Source organism: Streptomyces sp. NPDC047028 (genome assembly GCF_040644095.1).
Lineage (GTDB): Bacteria > Actinomycetota > Actinomycetes > Streptomycetales > Streptomycetaceae > Streptomyces.
In genome coordinates this window covers 41,552-59,239 of sequence record NZ_JBEYVS010000016.1, presented here as the reverse complement: position 1 = coordinate 59,239, position 17,688 = coordinate 41,552, and the positions used below count along the sequence as shown (strand labels likewise).

At 72.8% G+C, this 17,688-nt stretch carries 16 protein-coding genes; 8 read left to right on the top strand and 8 right to left on the bottom strand.

Translation table 11 applies throughout. From position 1 onward, the window contains the following. Positions 1 to 91: 91 nt before the first annotated feature. A complete protein-coding gene (locus ABZ854_RS16485) occupies positions 92 to 643 on the bottom strand; it encodes a DUF1707 and FHA domain-containing protein (RefSeq protein WP_361210549.1) in 552 nt (183 codons plus the stop codon). A gap of 176 nt (positions 644 to 819) precedes the next feature. Here ABZ854_RS16485 and treZ point away from each other — a divergent pair, with 176 nt between their 5' ends. Continuing rightward, positions 820 to 2,568 (top strand): malto-oligosyltrehalose trehalohydrolase, encoded by a 1,749-nt coding sequence (treZ, locus tag ABZ854_RS16480; RefSeq protein WP_361210546.1) that lies wholly within the window; start codon positions 820 to 822, stop codon positions 2,566 to 2,568. A gap of 69 nt (positions 2,569 to 2,637) precedes the next feature. On the opposite strand, the gene ABZ854_RS16475 is transcribed toward treZ, so the two are convergent. From ABZ854_RS16475 to ABZ854_RS16460, 4 genes are all read right to left on the bottom strand, one after another. Further along, positions 2,638 to 3,561, bottom strand: a complete 924-nt coding sequence (locus ABZ854_RS16475; RefSeq protein ID WP_361210543.1) for a phosphotransferase — start codon at positions 3,559 to 3,561, stop codon at positions 2,638 to 2,640. 62 nt (positions 3,562 to 3,623) lie between these two features. Further along, positions 3,624 to 4,751 carry an aminopeptidase P family protein gene (locus ABZ854_RS16470; RefSeq protein WP_361210540.1) on the bottom strand — a complete coding sequence of 376 codons (1,128 nt, stop codon included), beginning with the start codon at positions 4,749 to 4,751 and terminating at the stop codon, positions 3,624 to 3,626. A gap of 141 nt (positions 4,752 to 4,892) precedes the next feature. After that, positions 4,893 to 5,468: a PDZ domain-containing protein gene (locus ABZ854_RS16465; RefSeq protein WP_361210537.1), complete on the bottom strand. Its 576-nt coding sequence runs from the start codon at positions 5,466 to 5,468 to the stop codon at positions 4,893 to 4,895. Between the two features lie 258 nt (positions 5,469 to 5,726). Next, complete coding sequence (locus ABZ854_RS16460) at positions 5,727 to 6,593, bottom strand: LysR family transcriptional regulator (protein ID WP_361210785.1); 867 nt, start codon at positions 6,591 to 6,593, stop codon at positions 5,727 to 5,729. Between the two features lie 95 nt (positions 6,594 to 6,688). Here ABZ854_RS16460 and ABZ854_RS16455 point away from each other — a divergent pair, with 95 nt between their 5' ends. Beyond that, the gene (locus tag ABZ854_RS16455; protein WP_361210534.1) at positions 6,689 to 7,408 is read left to right on the top strand and encodes a hypothetical protein; all 720 of its coding nucleotides are present in this window, start codon (positions 6,689 to 6,691) and stop codon (positions 7,406 to 7,408) included. 22 nt (positions 7,409 to 7,430) lie between these two features. On the opposite strand, the gene cyc2 is transcribed toward ABZ854_RS16455, so the two are convergent. Then, positions 7,431 to 9,587 (bottom strand): germacradienol/geosmin synthase Cyc2, encoded by a 2,157-nt coding sequence (gene cyc2 / locus ABZ854_RS16450; RefSeq protein WP_361210531.1) that lies wholly within the window; start codon positions 9,585 to 9,587, stop codon positions 7,431 to 7,433. Between the two features lie 195 nt (positions 9,588 to 9,782). Here cyc2 and ABZ854_RS16445 point away from each other — a divergent pair, with 195 nt between their 5' ends. Continuing rightward, positions 9,783 to 10,649 carry an alpha/beta hydrolase gene (locus ABZ854_RS16445; RefSeq protein WP_361210528.1) on the top strand — a complete coding sequence of 289 codons (867 nt, stop codon included), beginning with the start codon at positions 9,783 to 9,785 and terminating at the stop codon, positions 10,647 to 10,649. Further along, positions 10,646 to 11,911 (top strand): cytochrome P450, encoded by a 1,266-nt coding sequence (locus tag ABZ854_RS16440; protein ID WP_361210525.1) that lies wholly within the window; start codon positions 10,646 to 10,648, stop codon positions 11,909 to 11,911. The genes ABZ854_RS16445 and ABZ854_RS16440 overlap by 4 nt, the downstream gene beginning before the upstream one ends. Positions 11,912 to 11,968: 57 nt before the next feature. On the opposite strand, the gene ABZ854_RS16435 is transcribed toward ABZ854_RS16440, so the two are convergent. Next, complete coding sequence (locus ABZ854_RS16435; protein ID WP_129305926.1) at positions 11,969 to 12,616, bottom strand: ScbR family autoregulator-binding transcription factor; 648 nt, start codon at positions 12,614 to 12,616, stop codon at positions 11,969 to 11,971. 383 nt (positions 12,617 to 12,999) lie between these two features. Between ABZ854_RS16435 and ABZ854_RS16430 the strand changes: the two genes are divergently transcribed. Next, entirely contained in the window at positions 13,000 to 13,872 is an 873-nt protein-coding gene (locus ABZ854_RS16430) for a lytic polysaccharide monooxygenase (RefSeq protein WP_361210521.1), read from the top strand. A gap of 18 nt (positions 13,873 to 13,890) precedes the next feature. Here the strand turns inward: ABZ854_RS16430 and ABZ854_RS16425 are convergent, their stop codons facing one another. Further along, positions 13,891 to 14,541 (bottom strand): Tat pathway signal sequence domain protein, encoded by a 651-nt coding sequence (locus ABZ854_RS16425; RefSeq protein ID WP_361210518.1) that lies wholly within the window; start codon positions 14,539 to 14,541, stop codon positions 13,891 to 13,893. Between the two features lie 670 nt (positions 14,542 to 15,211). Here ABZ854_RS16425 and ABZ854_RS16420 point away from each other — a divergent pair. The 3 genes from ABZ854_RS16420 to ABZ854_RS16410 all read left to right on the top strand — a co-directional run bounded on the left by ABZ854_RS16420 (position 15,212) and on the right by ABZ854_RS16410 (position 17,609). Next, entirely contained in the window at positions 15,212 to 15,910 is a 699-nt protein-coding gene (locus ABZ854_RS16420; protein ID WP_361210782.1) for a DUF6230 family protein, read from the top strand. Between the two features lie 4 nt (positions 15,911 to 15,914). Further along, a complete protein-coding gene (locus tag ABZ854_RS16415; protein WP_361210515.1) occupies positions 15,915 to 16,334 on the top strand; it encodes a DUF6114 domain-containing protein in 420 nt (139 codons plus the stop codon). 177 nt (positions 16,335 to 16,511) lie between these two features. Continuing rightward, a complete protein-coding gene (locus ABZ854_RS16410) occupies positions 16,512 to 17,609 on the top strand; it encodes a hypothetical protein (protein WP_361210512.1) in 1,098 nt (365 codons plus the stop codon). Positions 17,610 to 17,688: the final 79 nt, after the last annotated feature.

The window sequence follows — 17,688 nt, the reverse complement described above, 5'->3', positions numbered from 1 at the left end:
GCATGGTGTACGCACAGTCAGTCACGACTTGGGGGGTACGTCAACACCGTGGCGGACAAGAGGTTTTCGGCCACGCCGGCCGGACGGTACGTCAGCTCGCGGCGAGCCGGAACGCCACCCGGCCGAAGGCCACCTGGTCGCCCTCGCGGACGACGACGGCGCCGGTGACCCGGCGTCCGTTGACGGTGGTGCCGTTGGTGGAGCCGAGGTCCCGCAGGATCCACAGGCCGCTCTGGCGGCGCAGTTCGGCGTGGACGCGGGAGACGGTCTCGTGGTTCAGCCGCAGCCCGCTGGCCGGATCCCGTCCGATGCGCAGCGGGTGTCCGCTGTCCGGGTGCGGCAGCAGCAGCTTGGGCAGACGCTCGGCCTGCCAGGCGCGGCGCAGCCGTACGGTGAAGCCGGAGACGGCCTCGACGGTGCCGAGGACCGCGCGGGAGAAGCCGTTCTCGCGGGGCAGGTCGGCGGTGAGGACGGCGAGTTCGTCGGCGCGGCGGGCGGCGAGGGCGAGTTCCATGCGGTGCAGGAAGGTGTCGTGGGAGAGGCGGCCCATGGCGACGCCGTCCCGCAGGGCCCGCAGCGCCTTGTCCCGTTCCGCGTCGGACAGCCGCGCGGGGTAGGTGGGGAACTCGAAGGACGACGTCACGCTGAGGATTGTCCGGCGCGGTGGCCCCCGGTGTCCAGACGACGCGGAAGCGGTGCCCACGCGCGCGGTGGACCCGACACCTGCGGGGAAAGGCTTGTTTCGACGGCGGATCGATCTCGTTCGGGGCACGATGGGCGGGCGGGACATCACGGTGAGCAGACGAAGGGGAACCGTCCGTGCAGTTCGAGGTGTGGGCACCGCAGGCAGACCGAGTGACGCTCCAGTGCGACGGCGCGGCGCGCGCGCTGGAACGCGATCCGGAACGGGCGGGGTGGTGGACCGGGGAGGCGGAGGCGGGGGACGGCTCGCGGTACGGGTTCGCGCTGGACGACGGCCCGGTGCTGCCCGATCCGCGCTCGCGGCGGCAGCCGGACGGCCCGGACGGGCTGAGCGCGGTCGTGGACCACGGACGGTACGCGTGGCGTGCCGCGTGGGCGGGGCGCGGGCTGCCGGGCGCGGTGCTGTACGAGCTGCACGCGGGGACGTACACCCGGGAGGGCACCCTGGACGCAGCCGCCGCCCGGCTGGAGCATCTCGTCGAACTGGGCGTCACACACGTCGAGTTGATGCCGCTGTGCCCGTTCCCGGGGCGGCACGGCTGGGGGTACGACGGGGTGTCGCCGTGGGCGGTGCACGAGCCGTACGGCGGACCCGAGGCACTGAAACGGTTCGTCGACCGGGCGCACGAGCTGGGGCTGGCCGTCGTCCTGGACGTCGTGCACAACCACTTGGGCCCGTCGGGCAACTACCTGCCGTTGTTCGGCCCGTACTTCACGGACGCGTACCACACGCCGTGGGGTTCGGCGGTGAACCTGGACGGGGCCGGCTCGGACGAGGTGCGCGCCTTCCTGGTGGGCAGCGCGCTGGCGTGGCTGCGGGACTACCGGGTGGACGGGCTGCGCCTCGACGCGGTGCATGCGCTGTACGACACGCGCGCGTGCCACTTCCTGGAGGAGCTGTCCGCGGCCGTGGACGCACTCGCCGCGGAGCAGGGCCGGCCGCTGTTCCTGATCCCCGAGTCCGACCTGAACGACCCGCGTCTGATCACCCCGCGCGCGGAGCACGGCCTCGGACTGCACACGCAGTGGAACGACGACTTCCACCACGCCCTGCACACCGCGCTGACCGGCGAGTCGCAGGGCTACTACGCCGATTTCGCGCACGCCCCACTGGCCGCGCTCGCCAAGACGCTCACCGGCGGGTACTTCCACGACGGCACGTACTCCAGTTTCCGGCGCCGTCACCACGGCCGGCCGCTGGACCGGGCGCGGGTGGCCGGGCACCGGCTGCTCGGCTACAGCCAGACCCACGACCAGGTCGGCAACCGCGCCCAGGGCGACCGGCTCGCCGCGCTCCTCTCCCCCGGCCTGCTGGCCTGCGCGGCCACGCTCGTGCTGGCCTCGCCGTTCACGCCGATGCTGTTCATGGGCGAGGAGTGGGCTGCGGGCACGCCCTGGCAGTACTTCACCGACCATCCGGACCCCGAGCTGGCCGAGGCGGTACGGCGGGGCAGGCGCCGGGAGTTCGCGGCCCACGGCTGGGCCGAGGCGGACGTACCGGATCCGCAGGACCCGAAGACGCGGGAGCGGTCCTGCCTGGACTGGGCGGAGCGGGAGCGTGAGCCCCACGCGCGCGTGCTGGACTGGTACCGGCGGCTGATCGCGCTGCGCCACGAGCAGCCCGACCTCACCGATCCCGACCTCGCCGACACCAAGGTGGCCTACGACGAGGAGGCCCGCTGGCTGGCCTTCCGGCGCGGCGACGTCCGGGTGGCGGTGAACCTGGCCGGGGAGCCGGCGGCGATCCCGCTGGGCACGGGCCGCACGGAGATCCTCGCCGCCTGGGACCCGGCGGCGACGGCCCCGGACGCCGACGGCCTGCTCCACCTTCCCGGGGAGTCCTGCGTGGTGCTGACCCAGCCGTAGCGGGGTCGGGACGGCGGGACCGCTTCGGCACGCCCTGGCGGGACTCGCTGGGGCTAGCCGGCCCGCGTGCTACTCCTCCTTGAGTTCGGTCACCCGTTCCAGCAGGATCGGCTCCCAGACGCGGCGCAGTTGGCTGCGCAGCAGGGTGAGGGAGCCGGTGGTCCGGCCTTCGAGGTGGTCGGCGAGGCGCGTCAGGGTGTCGCAGCGGGCGAGCCACAGGCCGCGCAGGCAGGGGCGGGCGCCGTAGCCGGCGAGGGTGGCGGCGCGGACGGCCGCCGGGGAGCCGACGGCGACGGCGAGGCCGGCGATGTCCTCGGCGGGGTCGCCGAGGGCGGCCTCGGTCCAGTCCAGGATGCCCCGCACCCGTCCGTCGGGGCTGACGATGACGTGGTCGCCGGTGAGCCCGTGGTGGGTCAGCACCGCGGCGGCGGGCTGTGCCGCGAGCTGGGCGGCGCCGGGCGGGGTGAGCTGGAGCAGCCGGGCGGCGTCGAACTCGTCGGCCGCCGCGAGCCGCTGTGCCGCCTGCACCGCCATGCGGCGCAGCGCCTCCAGGGACCGGGGCGCGGAGCGCGGCACGCCGAGCGTCTCGGCCTGCCGTACGGGCACGGCGCGGACCCCGGTGAGCAGGCCCGCGAGGTCGGCCTCGCCGACGGCGGAGACGTCGTGGTCGTCGGCGGTGCCGCCGGGCAGCTTGGCGTCGAGCGTGTAGGCGAGGCCGGGTGCCCAGTCGCCGTGCGCCACGCTGGCCGGGACGGCGACCGGCAGGTGCGGGCGCACCAGGTCGCGCAGTCGCAGTTCGCGACGCCGGCGCAGGGTGGCCTCGCGGTCGGGGGCGAGACGCAGGACGTGGCGGGTGCCGACCCACCAGGTGTGCGTACGGCCCTGGGTGACGGGCCGGACGTCGGGTCCCTGCGCGTCGTCCGCGCTCTCCGGGAGCAGGGAACGGACCAGTCTGCGGACGCTGTCCGCGGTGGGTGTCGGTGGCTGGGTCATGGGTCGCGCGTCGCCGTTCCGGGATGTCGTCGAGGTCGTCGGGGATGTCTCTCCTGGGCCGTTCAGCCCACTATGACCATCTCACGGGTGGTGTTGTTCAGGCGCCGTCCGCCGTCCCCGGTCACCGTGACGATGTCCTCGATGCGCACCCCGAACCGGCCGGGGAGGTAGATGCCGGGCTCCACGGAGAAGCACATGCCGGGTACGAGGGGCTGCTCCTCCCCTTCGATCATGTACGGCGGCTCGTGCGTGGTGACGCCGATGCCGTGCCCGGTGCGGTGGATGAAGTACTCGCCGTATCCGGCGTCGGCGATGACCGCGCGGGCCGCCCGGTCGACGTCCTGGCAGGCCACGCCGGGCCGTACGGCCCGGAAGCCGGCTTCCTGGGCGGCGCGGACGGTGTCGTGCACCCGGCGCTCCTCGTCGGTGGGCTCGCCGACGTGGACGGTGCGGGTGGTGTCGGAGCCGTAGCCGTCCTTGAGACCGCCGAAGTCGAGGACGACCATGTCGCCGTCCTGGATGACGCGGTCGCCGACCTCGTGGTGGGGGTTGGCGCCGTTCGGTCCGGAGCCGACGATGGTGAAGTCGACCTGGGAGTGGCCGAAGCGGCGCAGCAGACCGGCGAGGTCCCGGCCGACGTCGGATTCGCGGCGGCCGGCGAACGGGACGTTCCTGATCTCCTCGAACGCGGCGTCGGCGGCGGCCCCGGCGGCCGCGAGGAGCTCCAGTTCGGCGGCGTCCTTGACGGCGCGCAGCATGGGCAGGGCGTCGGTGAGGGCGGCCCAGGTCGTGCCGGGCATGGTCCGCTGGAGGCCGAGGAGGTGCAGCGCCCAGGTGTTGTCGCTGATGCCGAACCGGCCGTGGCCGTCGAGGAGGGCGGCGGTGACGGCGTAGGGGTCCTTGCCGTCGGTCCAGTCCCGCAGGGTGAGGGCGGGGGCGCCGGCCGCGTGCGCGGCGTCGGGGGCTTCGAGGGTGGGCACGACGAGGACTGGGTCGTGGCCGGGTGTGAGGACCAGCAGGGTGAGGCGTTCGGTGACGGCGGTGGGCGCGTACCCGGTCAGCCAGACCAGGTCGGGGCCCGGTGCCACGAGGAGCCCGGCGAGTCCGGCCTCCGCGGCGGCGTGGGCGGCTCGCTCCATACGGGCCCTGTAGTCGGCGACGGTGAAGGGCGCGGGCGTACTACCGGTCATCCGGACCTCCGGGCGCGGGTGGGTGGACGGGCGAAGGAGTCCCGGGCAGCATCCTGCCCGGCCGGGGAGGGGGACGCGAGCGGGTTCGAGCGGTCGCTGTGCCGGGCTGCGGGCCGGCCGGGTCACCACGCCGCGGCCTGGTCAGGTCAGCACGCCCGGGGTGGCCGTCAACTGCTGGTAGGCCCCGCTGTGGTGACGCACGGTGAGGGTCACCGGGGCGCCTGGGTGGGCGCGTGCGACGGCGTGGGCCAGGTCGGCGGCGCTGTCTACGCGGGTGGTACCGAACTGCAGCAGGACGTCGCCGCGGACCAGGCCCGCCGTGTAGCCGGGGCCGGGCACGTGGACGCCGATCACCAGCGCTCCGGCCTTGCCGGCGTCCACGGCTTCCAGTCCGAGGGTCGCGCCGGTCGCGGCCGGGGCGCCCGGGCCGGTGGGCGCGGTGGCCTGGGCGGAGGGGGTGGCGTGGGCGGTGGGGGGCGGTGTGGCCTGACGGCGCGGGTCGGCGAGTTTGCCCAGGCCGATCACGGTGGCGCCGACGGTGCCGAGGCCGATCCCGCACAGCACGAGGACGGTGCCGACGAGCAGGCCGGACAGCAGGGTCCGCAGCCGCCGTCCGCGGCGGCGCGCGCCGTGCGGGCTCCGGGTGGTCCGGGACGGGTCGCCGTCCGGGCGCTCCTGGCCGGGCATGGGCTTGGGACGCAACGCAGTCTGTTCCATGGTTCGCTCGCCTCCGGCAGATGCTCTACCCGGGGCGCCCGGCACCGACGAGCCACGAACGAGTGAGACTGGCCGAAGGGTGGCGGAGGGTAGTCATGGCCGACCGGCGGCGGTCCTCGGCCCGCCTGTCGGCGCCGGCGGCCCCCGGATCGTGGCGGCACGCCCGCACCGACCAGGCGCGCACTCCCGCCCGACCGGCCGGCGCCCGGCCGGCCCCTGGGCCACGCCGCCGGTGCCGCGCCCCGCGGCGTCCCGTCCTCAGGCCCCGACGGTCAGTGTCCGGATGAGTTCCGCCGCCGCTCCCGCCGGTGTCCCCGCGTGCACGAGTTCGGTGCGGTGGACGACGCGCGGGTGCGTCAGCGCGATCGCGGCCGTGCCGGGTACGCCGGCGCAGGCGCGGCGGGGCAGCAGGGCGAGGCCGTGGCCGGCGGCGGTGAGCGCCGTGAGGGTGCGCAGATCGGTCCCCTCGTAGCGCAGGGCGGGGCGGAAGGCGCCACCGCCGTTGGCGGTGCGCAGCTGGGCGAGCGGGAGTGCGGTGTCGGGCGCGTCGATCCACCGGGCGTCGGCGAGGTCGGCGAGGCGCAGGCCGGTGCGGCGGGCCAGCGGGTGGGTGGCGGGGAGCAGGACGGCCACGGGTTCCTCGGCGACGCCGTGCGTGGTCAGCGGTGCCACGTCCGGCAGCCGGAGGGGGTCGCTGGGGGCGGCGAGTCCGTCGAGGAGGCCGAGGTCGGCGGTTCCGGTGGCGACGGCGGCCGGGATGTCGGCGCGGGCGAGGATCCGCAGGGTCAGCCCGGCGGCGGGGAGCGCGTCGAGGGGGCCGGCCCCGAGGGCGGTCGGTGTGGTGGCGAGGGTGAGTCCGTGGGCGGGTGCGGCGGCCATGCGGAGCACGTCGGCGCGGGCCGCGTCCAGCCGCAGCAGAAGCGGACCCGCGTGTTCCAGCAGCCGTTCCCCCGCCGTGGTGGGCGCGACCGGCCGGCGGGTGAGGAGGGCGGCGCCGAGGTCCTGTTCGAGGGCGGCGATGTGCTGGGACACGGCGGACTGGGTGTAGCCCAGCTCGCGCGCGGCCTCGGAGAAGGAGGCGAGCCGGGCCACGGTGACGTAGGTGCGCAGCAGGTGCGGGTCCATGCCGCACAGCATCCCATCCGGCATCAGGAATGCTTATCGACTGTGCAGGAATCATCGTTGGACGTGAACGAGTGGCCGGACCGAGGATGAGGTCCATGACGAAGACCGCCACACTCGCCCTGGTCGGCGACCGCTCCCCCAACGTCGTCTCGCACACCCGGATCCCGCTCCTGCTGGACGCACTCGCCGCCCGCGACCGGCTGCTGCTGGACGCCTACTGGATTCCCACCAAGGACGCCGAGGCCGAGGGCGCGGTGCGCGGCTTCGACGCCGTGTGGGTGCTGCCGGGCAGCCCCTACCGCAGCGAGGGGGGCGTCCTCGCGGCGATCCGCACCGCCCGCGAGGACGGCATCCCGTTCCTGGGCACGTGCGGCGGCTTCCAGCACACGCTGCTGGAGTACGCCCGGAACGTGTGCGGGCTGACCCGGGTCGCGCACGCCGAGAACGACCCGGACGCCGAGGACTTCCTCATCGAGCCGCTGGCCTGCTCGCTGGTGGGCCACGAGGCCGTGGTGACGGTGGAGCCGGACTCGCTCGCCGGATCCGTGATCGGCTCGGCCCGCACGGTCGAGCGCTACTTCTGCGCCTACGGCCCCTCCCGCCACCTCGACACCCTCCGCGCGCACGGCCTGCGCTTCTCGGGGCACGACGAGGACGGCGGGCCCCGCGTCGCCGAACTCCCCGGGCACCCCTTCTTCCTGGCCACCCTCTTCCAGCCGGAGCTGTACGGCGACGGAACGCGGCCGCACCCGGTGGTGCGCGCGCTGGCCGGGGCGGCCGCCGACCACGCGGCCCGAGTGCGGCAGCCGTCCTGAGACCGGGCGCGCGCGGCGCGCCTCAGCCGGCGAGCCGGACCGGTACGGGGGGCCGGTCCGGCACGAAGGTGTGCGCCCGGCGGCCCAGCCACCCGGCCTTGTAGCGGTCGACCTCGCGATGCCAGTTCAGGATGCCGGCCATCCAGTTCTGCAGGTCGAGGACATAGGCGTCCATCGCCGCGCGGGCCTCCTCGCCCAGCTCGAAGTCGTCGTAGAGGACCGGCAGTTCGTTGGCGAGGACGTGCTCGAACTGTTGCATGCGCTGGTTCAGGAGGTCGGCCACCACCTCGAGGGCGCGGGGATAGTCCACGCCGAAGAAGTTCTGCACGACGAGGATCGCGTTGTGGATCTCCCCCTCGTACTCGATCTCCTTCTGGTACGAGAAGACGTCGTTGAGGAGGCAGGCGTAGTCGATGGCCGCGTTCTCCAGGGAGCGGACCGGCCCGCTGCGGTACACCTCCGGTGGGATCGCCGGTCCGTGGCCCATGCGGCACAGGCTGAGGGTGAGGTCGGAACCGAAGGTCGAGCGGCGCATCTCCAGGTAGTCGACCGGGTCGGGGACGCGGTTGTAGAGCTGGTTGGACAGTTCCCACACCCAGCTCTCGGTCATGCTGTCCACGGACGCCTTGAGGGTGCGCCGCTGGCCGGGAGTCATCTCCGCCGTCGTCTCGGCCCACAGTTCGAGCAGTCCGCGTTCCATGGCGTCGCGGGGGACGAGGGCGGGCTCGCCGTCGACCGGCATGCACCGCGACAGCCGGGCCGTGGTCAGGCGGGCGGCGGCCAGGTCGCGGCGGTGGCCGTAGACCAGGGGGTAGTAGTCGTCGCCGTAGGTGCCCCAGGCGAGCCACCTGGCGCTGAGGTCGAGGGCCTCGGGGGTGCCGTCCGGGTCCAGTCCGGCGGAGCAGAGGGCGAGGTCGTACGCGGCGAGTTTGTCCTCGTCCCAGATGCCCTCGTGGAGGATGCCCGTGCGGTGGGTCCAGGCGAGGAGGTTGCGGCGGGCGGCGTCCAGGTGCGGGCTCAGCCGGAGTTCGTAGGGCATCTGGAACTCGGGGAGCAGGGAGGGGCCCACCTTCTGGTAGGGCACGTGGGAGTGGGCGCGCAGGCGTTCCTGGGCGGCCGCGGCGAGCAGGGCACCGATGTCGGCGGCGTTTCCGGGGCCGCTCGGCGGCTGCCAGGGGGAGGCGGAGACGGCGCCCTCGTTCATGTAGCGGCTGGAGCGCAGGTGCCATTCGTGGCCGCCCGACTGCCAGTCCTGGAGGCCCTTGGTGTAGGCGGCGACGGCGGCCGCCTCGTGCGGCGCGAGGCCCTGTTCCAGGGCGACGGCGGGTACTTCGGTGAGCGCGGTGTGCTCGAACTGGTGCAGCCGGGAGGTGAGGACGTCGTTGACGGTGTCGGCGGCCTCCTGGGTGGTGCAGCCGAAGAAGGTCTCCAGGACGAGCACGCCGTTGCTGTTCTCGCCCTCGTCCTCGACCTCACGCTGGTAGGAGAACAGGTCGTTGCGCAGGTGGACGGCGTCGGAGAAGGTCTCCATGAGGACCCTCAGGGGCCGGGTGGCGGCGACGGAGGCGGGCACCTCGGCCGTCGCGTACTCCACGAGACCCGCCGACCAGGGGGCGCCGCCCACCTTGCGGCGCATCTCGATGTACTCGACGGGGTTGGCGATCCGCCCCTCGTTGATGTTGGCCAGTTCCCACAGGGACTCGTTGAGCAGATGCTCGGTGGCGACGGAGAACCGGCGGCGCCAGTCGACGGACATCGCGGGCACCGTGCGCGCCCACAGGTCGGCGAGCCCGGCCTCCACGGGGTTCTCGGGTTCCGGCACGGGTGTGGCGAGGTCGAGCGGCATGAACAGCGGCAGCCGGTCGAGGTGCGCCTTCCCGGCGGCGCGGTCCTGGGTGCGCTTGAACATGTCCAGGAAGTGGTCGTCGAAGAAGAACACCCACACGTACCAGTCGGTGATCAGCGAGAGCGCGGGCCCGTCGCAGTCGGGGTGCGTGTAGGCGCACAGGAGTCCGTAGTCGTGCGCCTCCAGGTCCGCCTGCTCCCAGATCCCGGAGCCCTCCAGCATGCCCATCTCGCGTGCCCACGCGGTCGAGTGGGCACGCGCCTGGTCGACGTGCGGATTGAGCCGCGCGGGATACGGCATGTAGAAGGGCGGGAGTACGAACGGCTGTGTCATGGCCGGGGACTACCCGCGGCTCAACGGCGCCATCCGGACCGCCGGACATGATCACACCATCGCGTGAACCGTCGCCGAAACGGGAACTCCCGGCGCCAAACATGGACTTGGCGCCCGTGGGGTCGCCCGCGCCCGCGCCCCACGCACGCGCTCCGCCCCCTTGCCGAGCCCCCGCGCGCGGGCCACGGTAGGCGCATGACCTCCTTCGTACTGCCCCACGAGGTGCACGGCGACGGCGCCCACAAGGTGTTCGCCGTGCACGGCTGGTTCGCCGACCGCTCCGCGTACGCGGCCGTCCTGCCCGACCTGGACCGCACCGCCTTCACCTACGCCCTGGTCGATCTGCGCGGCTACGGCGAGGCCCGAGACGCCGCTGGTTCGTTCACGACGACCGAGGCCGCGCGGGATCTGGTGGAACTCGCCGACCGGCTGGGCTGGGAGCAGTTCTCGGTGCTCGGGCACTCCATGGGCGGCTCCGTGGCGCAGCGACTGCTGTCGGTCGCCCCGCACCGGCTGCGCCGTATCGTCGGCGTGTCCCCCGTGCCCGCGTCGGGGCTGCCGCTCTCCGGTGAGCAGGGCGCGCTGTTCACGGACGCGGCGCACAAGGCGGAGAACCGGCGCGCGATCATCGACTTCACCACCGGGGGCCGCCGTCCCGCCGCCTGGCTGGACCGGATGGTCGCCCGCTCGCTGGCGCGCAGCGACGCGAAGGCGTTCCGGACCTGGCTCGACTCGTGGGCGGGCGAGGACTTCCGTGCCGACGTGGAGGGCTGCGAGGTGCCCGCGCTGGCCGTGGCCGGCGAACTCGACCCCGCCCTGTCCCCGGCGGTGCTGCGGCAGACGTGGCTGGCCTGGTACCCGCGGGCCGGCCTCACCGCGCTGCCGTCGGCCGGGCACTACGCGATGGACGAGACACCGCTGGAGCTGATCCGGGTGGTGGAGGACTTCCTGCGGGCGGACGACAGCGGCGACGGCGACACCCATGACGGCAACACCGGTGACCGCGACACCGGAGCGGGCGCCGTGCGGGTCGTCGGCGACGGCGTGGGCGAGTCGGCGTGAGCGTGCGCGAGGCCGCTCCGACCGTGCCCGACGTGTTCGATCCGCGCCGGTACGCGGCCGGGGTGCCCTACGCCGACTACCGGGTGCTGCGCGACCACCATCCCGTGGCCTGGCAGGACGAGCGGGAGGTGCTGGGCTGGCCGGCCGGGCCCGGGTTCTGGGCGGTGACCCGGCACGCGGACGTGGTGCGGGTGCTCAAGGACGCGGCGACGTACTCCTCGTGCCTCGGCGCGACCCAGATCCGAGACCCGGACCCGGAGGACCTGCCGTTCATCCGCCGCATGATGCTCAACCAGGACCCGCCGCGGCACGGCAGGCTGCGGCGGCTCGTGAGCCGCGCGTTCACCCCGGCCCGGGTCGACCGGTTCGCGTCCGTCGCCCGGGAACGGGCCCGCTCGCTGCTCGCGGACGCGGTCGCCCGCGCGGGCGCGGCGGACGGCACGGTCGACCTGGTGGCTGCGGTCACCGACGAGTACGCGCTGCTCAACCTGGCCGATCTGCTGGGCGTTCCGGCGAGCGACCGGCGGCTGCTGCTTCACTGGACGCAGCGGGTCATCGGCTACCAGGACCCGGACGAGGCGGGCACCCCGGTGCTGGACGGCACGGGCAAGCCGGTCAACCCGCGCTCGCCCGCGATGCTGCGGGACATGTTCGACTACGTCCGGCAGCTGGCCGTATACAAACGACGGAATCCCGCCGACGACATCATGACGACACTCGCCCACGACCCGGAACTCGCCGAGGCCGAGCTGGAGATGTTCTTCTTCCTGCTCACCGTCGCCGGCAACGACACCGTGCGCAGCGCGGCCCCCGGCGGACTGCTGGCCCTCGCCGGGCATCCGGAGGCCTACGCGTCGCTCCGCGCCGGGAAGACGGGCCTGCCGTCGGCGGTCGACGAGCTGCTGCGCTGGCACCCGCCCGTACTGACGTTCCGCCGGACCGCCGCACGGGACACCGAGCTGGCGGGGCGGCGGATCCGGGCGGGGGACAAGGTCGTCGTCTTCCACGCCTCGGCCAACCGGGACGAGCGCGCCTTCGCGGAGCCCGGCCGGCTCGACCTGGACCGCTCCCCCAATCCGCACGTGTCCTTCGGTGACGGACCGCACGTGTGCCTGGGCGCGCACTTCGCCCGGCTCCAACTACGCCTGCTCTACGAGGAGACGCTCACGGCGGTGCCGGAGCTGCGGCCGGCCGGGCCTCTCGGGCGGCTCGTGTCGAACTTCATCAACGGCATCAAGTCGCTGCCGATGCAGGTCCTCTGAGGTCGGCCCGCGGACCGTCGCCCGCGCCGGGCGTGCGTGTCGGTGCCGTCGCGCGGGTCAGACAGTTCTGATCTCCCGTTCCAGCTGCGAGGCGAGGGTGAGATAGCGGGGGCGGCGGTGCACCGGGACCAGGCCGCGGATCATCAGGTGCCACATCTCGGCCACCCTGCGCGGCAGCCGCCCGACGGGTTCGAGGGAGCGGCCGGCGACCCGCGTGCCGATGAAGAAGCACACCAGGGAGTGGGCGACGACGCCGACGTCGAGGTCGCTGTGCACGTCGGACTCGCGGACGGCGGCGGTGAACTTGCGGGTGGCGAACTCCAGCCACTCGGTGAAGGGGTGGCGCAGCGGGGGCCGCATCGCGATGTCCGCGGTGGCGAGCCGGAGTCCGGCGCGCGGGACGGGGTCCGCGACGGCGAGCCGGACGATCCCGAACGTGGTCCGGATCAGCGCCTCCAGCGCGGAGCAGCCGCGGCTCTCGACGTCGGTGACCATCTTGCGGGCGGCCTCGGCCTGGAGTTCCAGGATGGCGTGGGCCAGGTCCTCCTTGGCGGCGAAGTGGAAGTACAGTGCGCCCTTGGTGACCTTCGCGTGTTCGACGATGTCGCTCAGACTGGTGGACTCGTAGCCGCGCCGGTCGAACAGGTCGGCGGCGGCCCTGATGATCGTTGCGCGGGTCTGCTCGGCACGTAACTGCCTCGCCATCGAAAAGACCCCTTCTCACGACATGAACATACGGGACATCAGGTGCGTTTCACTCGCCCCGCACAACGATAACTCACGTGTGGATCACGGGAGTCGGGAGTACGACCCTCCGCTCGGACCACGCCGGCCGGTCCGGCCCGCGGCGGCCACCGACCGCACCGGGGCACGGAGTGCGCCGTGCCGGTGATCACCACCCTACGAGCCTCGTGGACCGTCCTCAACGGCGCCTCCGCCGGCCTTGCACGGGAGGGTGCCGACCCTGCCAACCGGGCCGGAACCGCGCCCGGTCCGGCCGGAACCCGCTCCTGGTGAACGCGGACGGCGTGGGCGCCGTACTGGAAGCGGCAGACCCCGTTCCCGTGCCCGCCGAGGAGATGTCCCGGATGACTCGGACGACCGCCCGCCTGAGCGTCACGGTGGCCGCAGCCGCGGCTCCGCTCCTGCTCCTGCCGTGGGCGGCGGGGTCTGCCCAGGCCCACGGCGCCCCCACGGACCCGGTGAGCCGGGTGTACGCCTGCTCCCCCGAGGGCGACGCCGCCGCTCGCCGGTCGGCGGCCTGCCGCGCGGCGGTCGCGGCGAACGGGGCTCCGTTCACCGCCTGGGACAACCTGCGCGTGGCGGGCGTGGACGGCCGCGACCGGCAGGTGCTCCCGGACGGCAGGCTGTGCAGCGGGAACCTGCCGGCCTACCGGGGGCTCGATCTGGCCCGGACGGACTGGCCGGCGACCCGGCTGACCCCGGGCGCCCGGCTGACGATGACGTACGCCTCGACGATCGCCCACTCCGGTACGTTCCGCCTCTACCTCACCCGGCCGGGCTACGACCCGGCGAAGCCGCTGAGGTGGTCCGACCTGCCCGCGCGGCCGTTCGCCACGGTCACGGACCCTCCGCTGACGAACGGGGCGTACCACATCGCCGCCACCCTGCCGAAAGACCGGACGGGGCGTCAGATGCTGTACACGGTATGGCAGAACAGCAGTACGCCGGACACCTACTACTCGTGTTCCGACGTGGTGTTCCCCAAGGCGCGCGAGGCGGGCGAGGGGGCTGCGGCGGCGGCCGGGAAGCCCGTGTCGGGCACCGCGGCCCCGCCTCCCGCGAAGGGGGCCGCGCACTCCCCCGCCGGCAGCACGCCGGTCGCCGCGGCCACCCGCTCCGGATCGGGACCCTCGGCGCCGGCGATCGCGGGCGGCGCCGCCGCGGTGCTGCTGCTCACCGGGGGCGCCGCCCTCGCTCTGCGTCTGCGTCGACGCTGAACGTTGTCGTCGTGTACGTCAGTTGACCGAGACCGGGGCGCCCCCGTCCGTCACCGGGGCGTACTTGGCGGTGAAGTAGCCGCTGGCGAAGCACAGTCCTGAACCGGAGACCTTGCTGAACCGCTGGTTGGTGAAGGAGATGCTGCTGTCGGCGTTGTCGGCCTTCCCGGTCAGGCTGGGCGCCTGGTAGACGCAGGTGATGCTGCCGAGCAGGGTGCGCAGCTTGACCGTGGTCTGGATGGTCGAGCCGGCCGCGGGCAGGACGGTGAGGGTGCCGTCGGAGCCGACCGTCGCCGTGTACGGCAGGTGGTCGACCGTGATGCCGCTGACGCCGAGCACCCCCATGACGTTGCTGGTGCAGCTGCTGCTGTCGAAGGTGTGCCCGGTGACCGATTCGGTGGCCGTGCCCGGCGCGTCCGGGTTGCCGGTGACGGTGGCGGTGAACTGGGACGACGTGCAGGTCACGCCGCTGGTGCCGGTCGCGCTGGAGTAGAGCGTGGCGGAGGTGCCACTGGCCAGCGGCGCGGTGAGGGTGTCGCCGACGGCGACGGCGGTACCGCCGGTGCCGCCGATGGTGAGGACGGCGCCGGCCGCGGAGGCGGGGCCGGCCGCCGTGAGGCCGAGTGCGGCGACGGTGCCCGCGAGGGCCAGGAGGGTGCGCTTGCGCATGGGGGTGTGCCTCTCTTCCGGTGGGGGTGAGGTGATGTGGGGTGTGGGGGGTGGGCTCATGGGGGGGCCGCCGCTGTCACCGGTCCGGGACGCCTTCTCCGTGCATGACGGACCGGTGACGGTCCGCCGGTCCTGTGACGGCGCCCGGCCGGACAGGTGGCGGCGACCGGCCGGCAGGTAGCGGCGGCCGACCGGACCCGGCCGGAGTCCCCGGGGGAAAGGGCTCCGGCCGGGCCGTGCGGGGCAGCGGCCGGCGGACACGGACCGGAGGGATGCGGCCGTGCAGGGGCGGGACCGATGCGAAGCGTTTGCTGGAAGGGCCGGGAGGCGGCCGATGCCGCGGCGGCGGATCCGGCGCCACGGATCCATGGGGAAACTGGGGAGAGTTTTAGACCTGATGAAGCATCAACGTCAATACGATGCAAGGGACTTGATGGTCACGCGCGCCCCCTGTCAGGCCGCCTACGCAGTGTCGACACGGATTTTTCACATCTCCCTTGACCCTCGAATGTAACCGGCGGTAACTTCCTCGGAGGCTACTGCCGCGTAACGAGAAAGCCCTTGCACTCGCCGGGAGTTGTGAGGAGTCGTGCGCGGCATCCGCTGTCCGCGCCAGGACAACGCGCCACTGGAGCCCAACCCGCATTGACCTATGCCCATGGGAGCAGACATGGCCTCGTCCCCGGACGTCTCGTCCGCCGGCACCAACCCCGAGAACCCGGGAAGCGGTTCACCGTCCGACACCTCGGCCGCCGCCGGGTCCACGACCGGTGTCGCGAGACGCGGCCGGGTCCGGCTGCGCCGGGCGGCGGTGATGGCGGTCCCCGCCACCGTGATCGCCGCGGGTCTCGCGGTCCTCACCGCGCAGGGCGCGCTGGGCGTGCAGTTCGCGATCTCCGGCATGCCGTTCACGGTCACCGCGACCCAGCTCGACGGCACCGGTTTCGAGCAGTTCGGCGGCCTCGACAACATGGCGGACGGCAGCCCGAACGCCGGAGACACCGGCGGGCAGGTGCTGATCGTCACCTCCGCCATCAAGAACGCCACCCTCACCAAGCTGTGCCAGAGCGTCGACCTCGGCGGCACCAATCTGCTGATCACTGCCGGCAGCGGCGCGAACAAGGTGACGGCGAGCGATCTCACCACCGACTCCACCGTGCTGTCGGGCGACGCGTCCTTCGACAACATCGAGATCGGCAACGACGCCAGCACGCTCGACAAGGCGAACGCCAAGGGCCCGATCGGCGTCTTCAGCCAGCAGGCCGACACCGTGCACATCGCCCACCTGCGGCAGACCAACTACGCGACGACCGCCGGTGTGTTCAAGCTGCCCGGGCTCAAGCTCCGGTTCAGCGGCTCGGGCTGCTGAACCGATGCCGGACCGTCCACGACAGGGGCTTAGGCCCGCCTTCCGCGGATGGCGGGCCCGCCGGCCGTTCTGGGGCGGGCTGCTGCTCGCTCTGGGCGGGGGCGAGATCCTGCTGACCGAGAAGGCGTCGCTGAAGGTCGTCCTGCACATAGGCATGCAGGGCCTGGCCGGCTATCTGCTGCCGGGGCTGATGCTGCTGCTGGGGCTGCTGATCCTGTTCAACCCGGCCCAGCGGCTCTTCTACTCCATCACCGGCGTCCTGCTCTCCCTGGGTACCTGGCTCACCTCCAACCTGGGCGGCTTCCTCATCGGCCTGCTTCTGGGCGTCACCGGCAGCTGCCTCGCCTTCGGGTGGCTACCGGACCAGGAGCCCCGGGTGAGCCGCCGCAGGCGCCGTAGGGAGGCACGGGCGGCGGGCGCCTGACCCACGCCGCCGGAGCTTGTAACCCACCCCGGCGGGGGCGTCAAGTCCCGAGCTGTCGGAACGTGACCCTGTCGCGGGCCGCGGGCCTACTTGAAGTGCGGGCTTCACCGGAGACACCGGAACGAACGAAGCCCGGACGGCACAGAACAGTGCCGCACACTTCAGGAGGAGCACATCATGATCAAGCAGACCCGCAGCACCGAGGGCACCGTTTCCAAGCGCCGGCTGGGCATCGGAGCGGCCGTGGCGTCGGCCGTCGCCGTCACCGGAGGCGTACTCCTGCCGGCCGTCTCGGCCACCGCCGCCCCGATGCCCCAGGCCCCGCCGCCCAGCCTGGCCCAGGGCCACCACCACAAGGACGACCATCACAAGAAGCACTGCGAGAAGAAGCCCGGCAAGGGCAAGGAGGGCCACAAGTACGTCTGCTGGTCCAACGGCCACAAGTACTACTGGGACGAGCACTACGACTGCTACTACTACGTCGTGGACCACCACAAGTACTACTGGGACAACTACCGCGACTGCTACTTCGTGGTCACGAACCACCACAAGTACTACTGGGACGACCACTACGACTGCTACTACGTGGTCGTCAAGCACGACAAGTACTACTACTGGGACAGCAAGGACAGCTACCACTACTGGGAGCACCACAAGAACGACCACCACTGGAACCCCAAGGACAAGGACCACTGGAAGGACGAGGACCAGGCCAAGAAGGACTCCGACCACTCGGACTCCGACAAGTCCGACAAGAAGGACTCCGACGACCCGGGCGCCTCGAACAAGGGTCCCGACGACGGCTCCAAGGACAAGGGCTCCCAGGACAAGGGTTCGGACGACAGCACCTCCAAGGACAAGGGCTCGAAGGACTCCAAGGACTCCAAGGACAGCGACTCGAAGGACAAGGGGACCGACGACAGCGGCTCCAAGGACAGCGGGTCGAAGGACAAGGGCACCGAGGACAAGGGCACCGACGACAGCGGGTCCAAGGACAAGGGCACCGACACCGGCACCCAGGACAAGGGCACGGACAAGGGCGGCTCCGAGGACAAGGGCACCGACAGCGGCTCGGACACCGGCACCCAGGACAAGGGGACCGACACGGGCACCACGCAGGACGCCCCGAAGACCGACCAGGGCACGGGCCAGGACACGAACCCGGACACCAAGCCGAACCCCAACCCGAACCCGAACCCCAACCCGGACACCAACACGAACCCGGACACGGCCACCAACACCAACCCGGACACCACCACCACGGACGGCGGGTGACCTGTAGCACCACCGCACACACCGCGAGGCGGGGTGAAGGCTCAACGGCCTTCACCCCGCCTCTCCACGCGTCCCCCCA

Coding starts and splice junctions, on each gene's coding strand:
- ABZ854_RS16460 (WP_361210785.1), bottom strand. CDS start 6,593: ATGGACCCGCACCTGCTGCGCACCTACGTCACCGTGGCCCGGCTCGCC.
- ABZ854_RS16420 (WP_361210782.1), top strand. CDS start 15,212: ATGGCCTCGTCCCCGGACGTCTCGTCCGCCGGCACCAACCCCGAGAAC.
- ABZ854_RS16425 (WP_361210518.1), bottom strand. CDS start 14,541: ATGCGCAAGCGCACCCTCCTGGCCCTCGCGGGCACCGTCGCCGCACTC.
- ABZ854_RS16465 (WP_361210537.1), bottom strand. CDS start 5,468: ATGGAACAGACTGCGTTGCGTCCCAAGCCCATGCCCGGCCAGGAGCGC.
- ABZ854_RS16435 (WP_129305926.1), bottom strand. CDS start 12,616: ATGGCGAGGCAGTTACGTGCCGAGCAGACCCGCGCAACGATCATCAGG.
- ABZ854_RS16430 (WP_361210521.1), top strand. CDS start 13,000: ATGACTCGGACGACCGCCCGCCTGAGCGTCACGGTGGCCGCAGCCGCG.
- ABZ854_RS16445 (WP_361210528.1), top strand. CDS start 9,783: ATGACCTCCTTCGTACTGCCCCACGAGGTGCACGGCGACGGCGCCCAC.
- ABZ854_RS16415 (WP_361210515.1), top strand. CDS start 15,915: ATGCCGGACCGTCCACGACAGGGGCTTAGGCCCGCCTTCCGCGGATGG.
- ABZ854_RS16475 (WP_361210543.1), bottom strand. CDS start 3,561: ATGACCCAGCCACCGACACCCACCGCGGACAGCGTCCGCAGACTGGTC.
- ABZ854_RS16410 (WP_361210512.1), top strand. CDS start 16,512: ATGATCAAGCAGACCCGCAGCACCGAGGGCACCGTTTCCAAGCGCCGG.
- ABZ854_RS16470 (WP_361210540.1), bottom strand. CDS start 4,751: ATGACCGGTAGTACGCCCGCGCCCTTCACCGTCGCCGACTACAGGGCC.
- cyc2 (WP_361210531.1), bottom strand. CDS start 9,587: ATGACACAGCCGTTCGTACTCCCGCCCTTCTACATGCCGTATCCCGCG.
- ABZ854_RS16455 (WP_361210534.1), top strand. CDS start 6,689: ATGACGAAGACCGCCACACTCGCCCTGGTCGGCGACCGCTCCCCCAAC.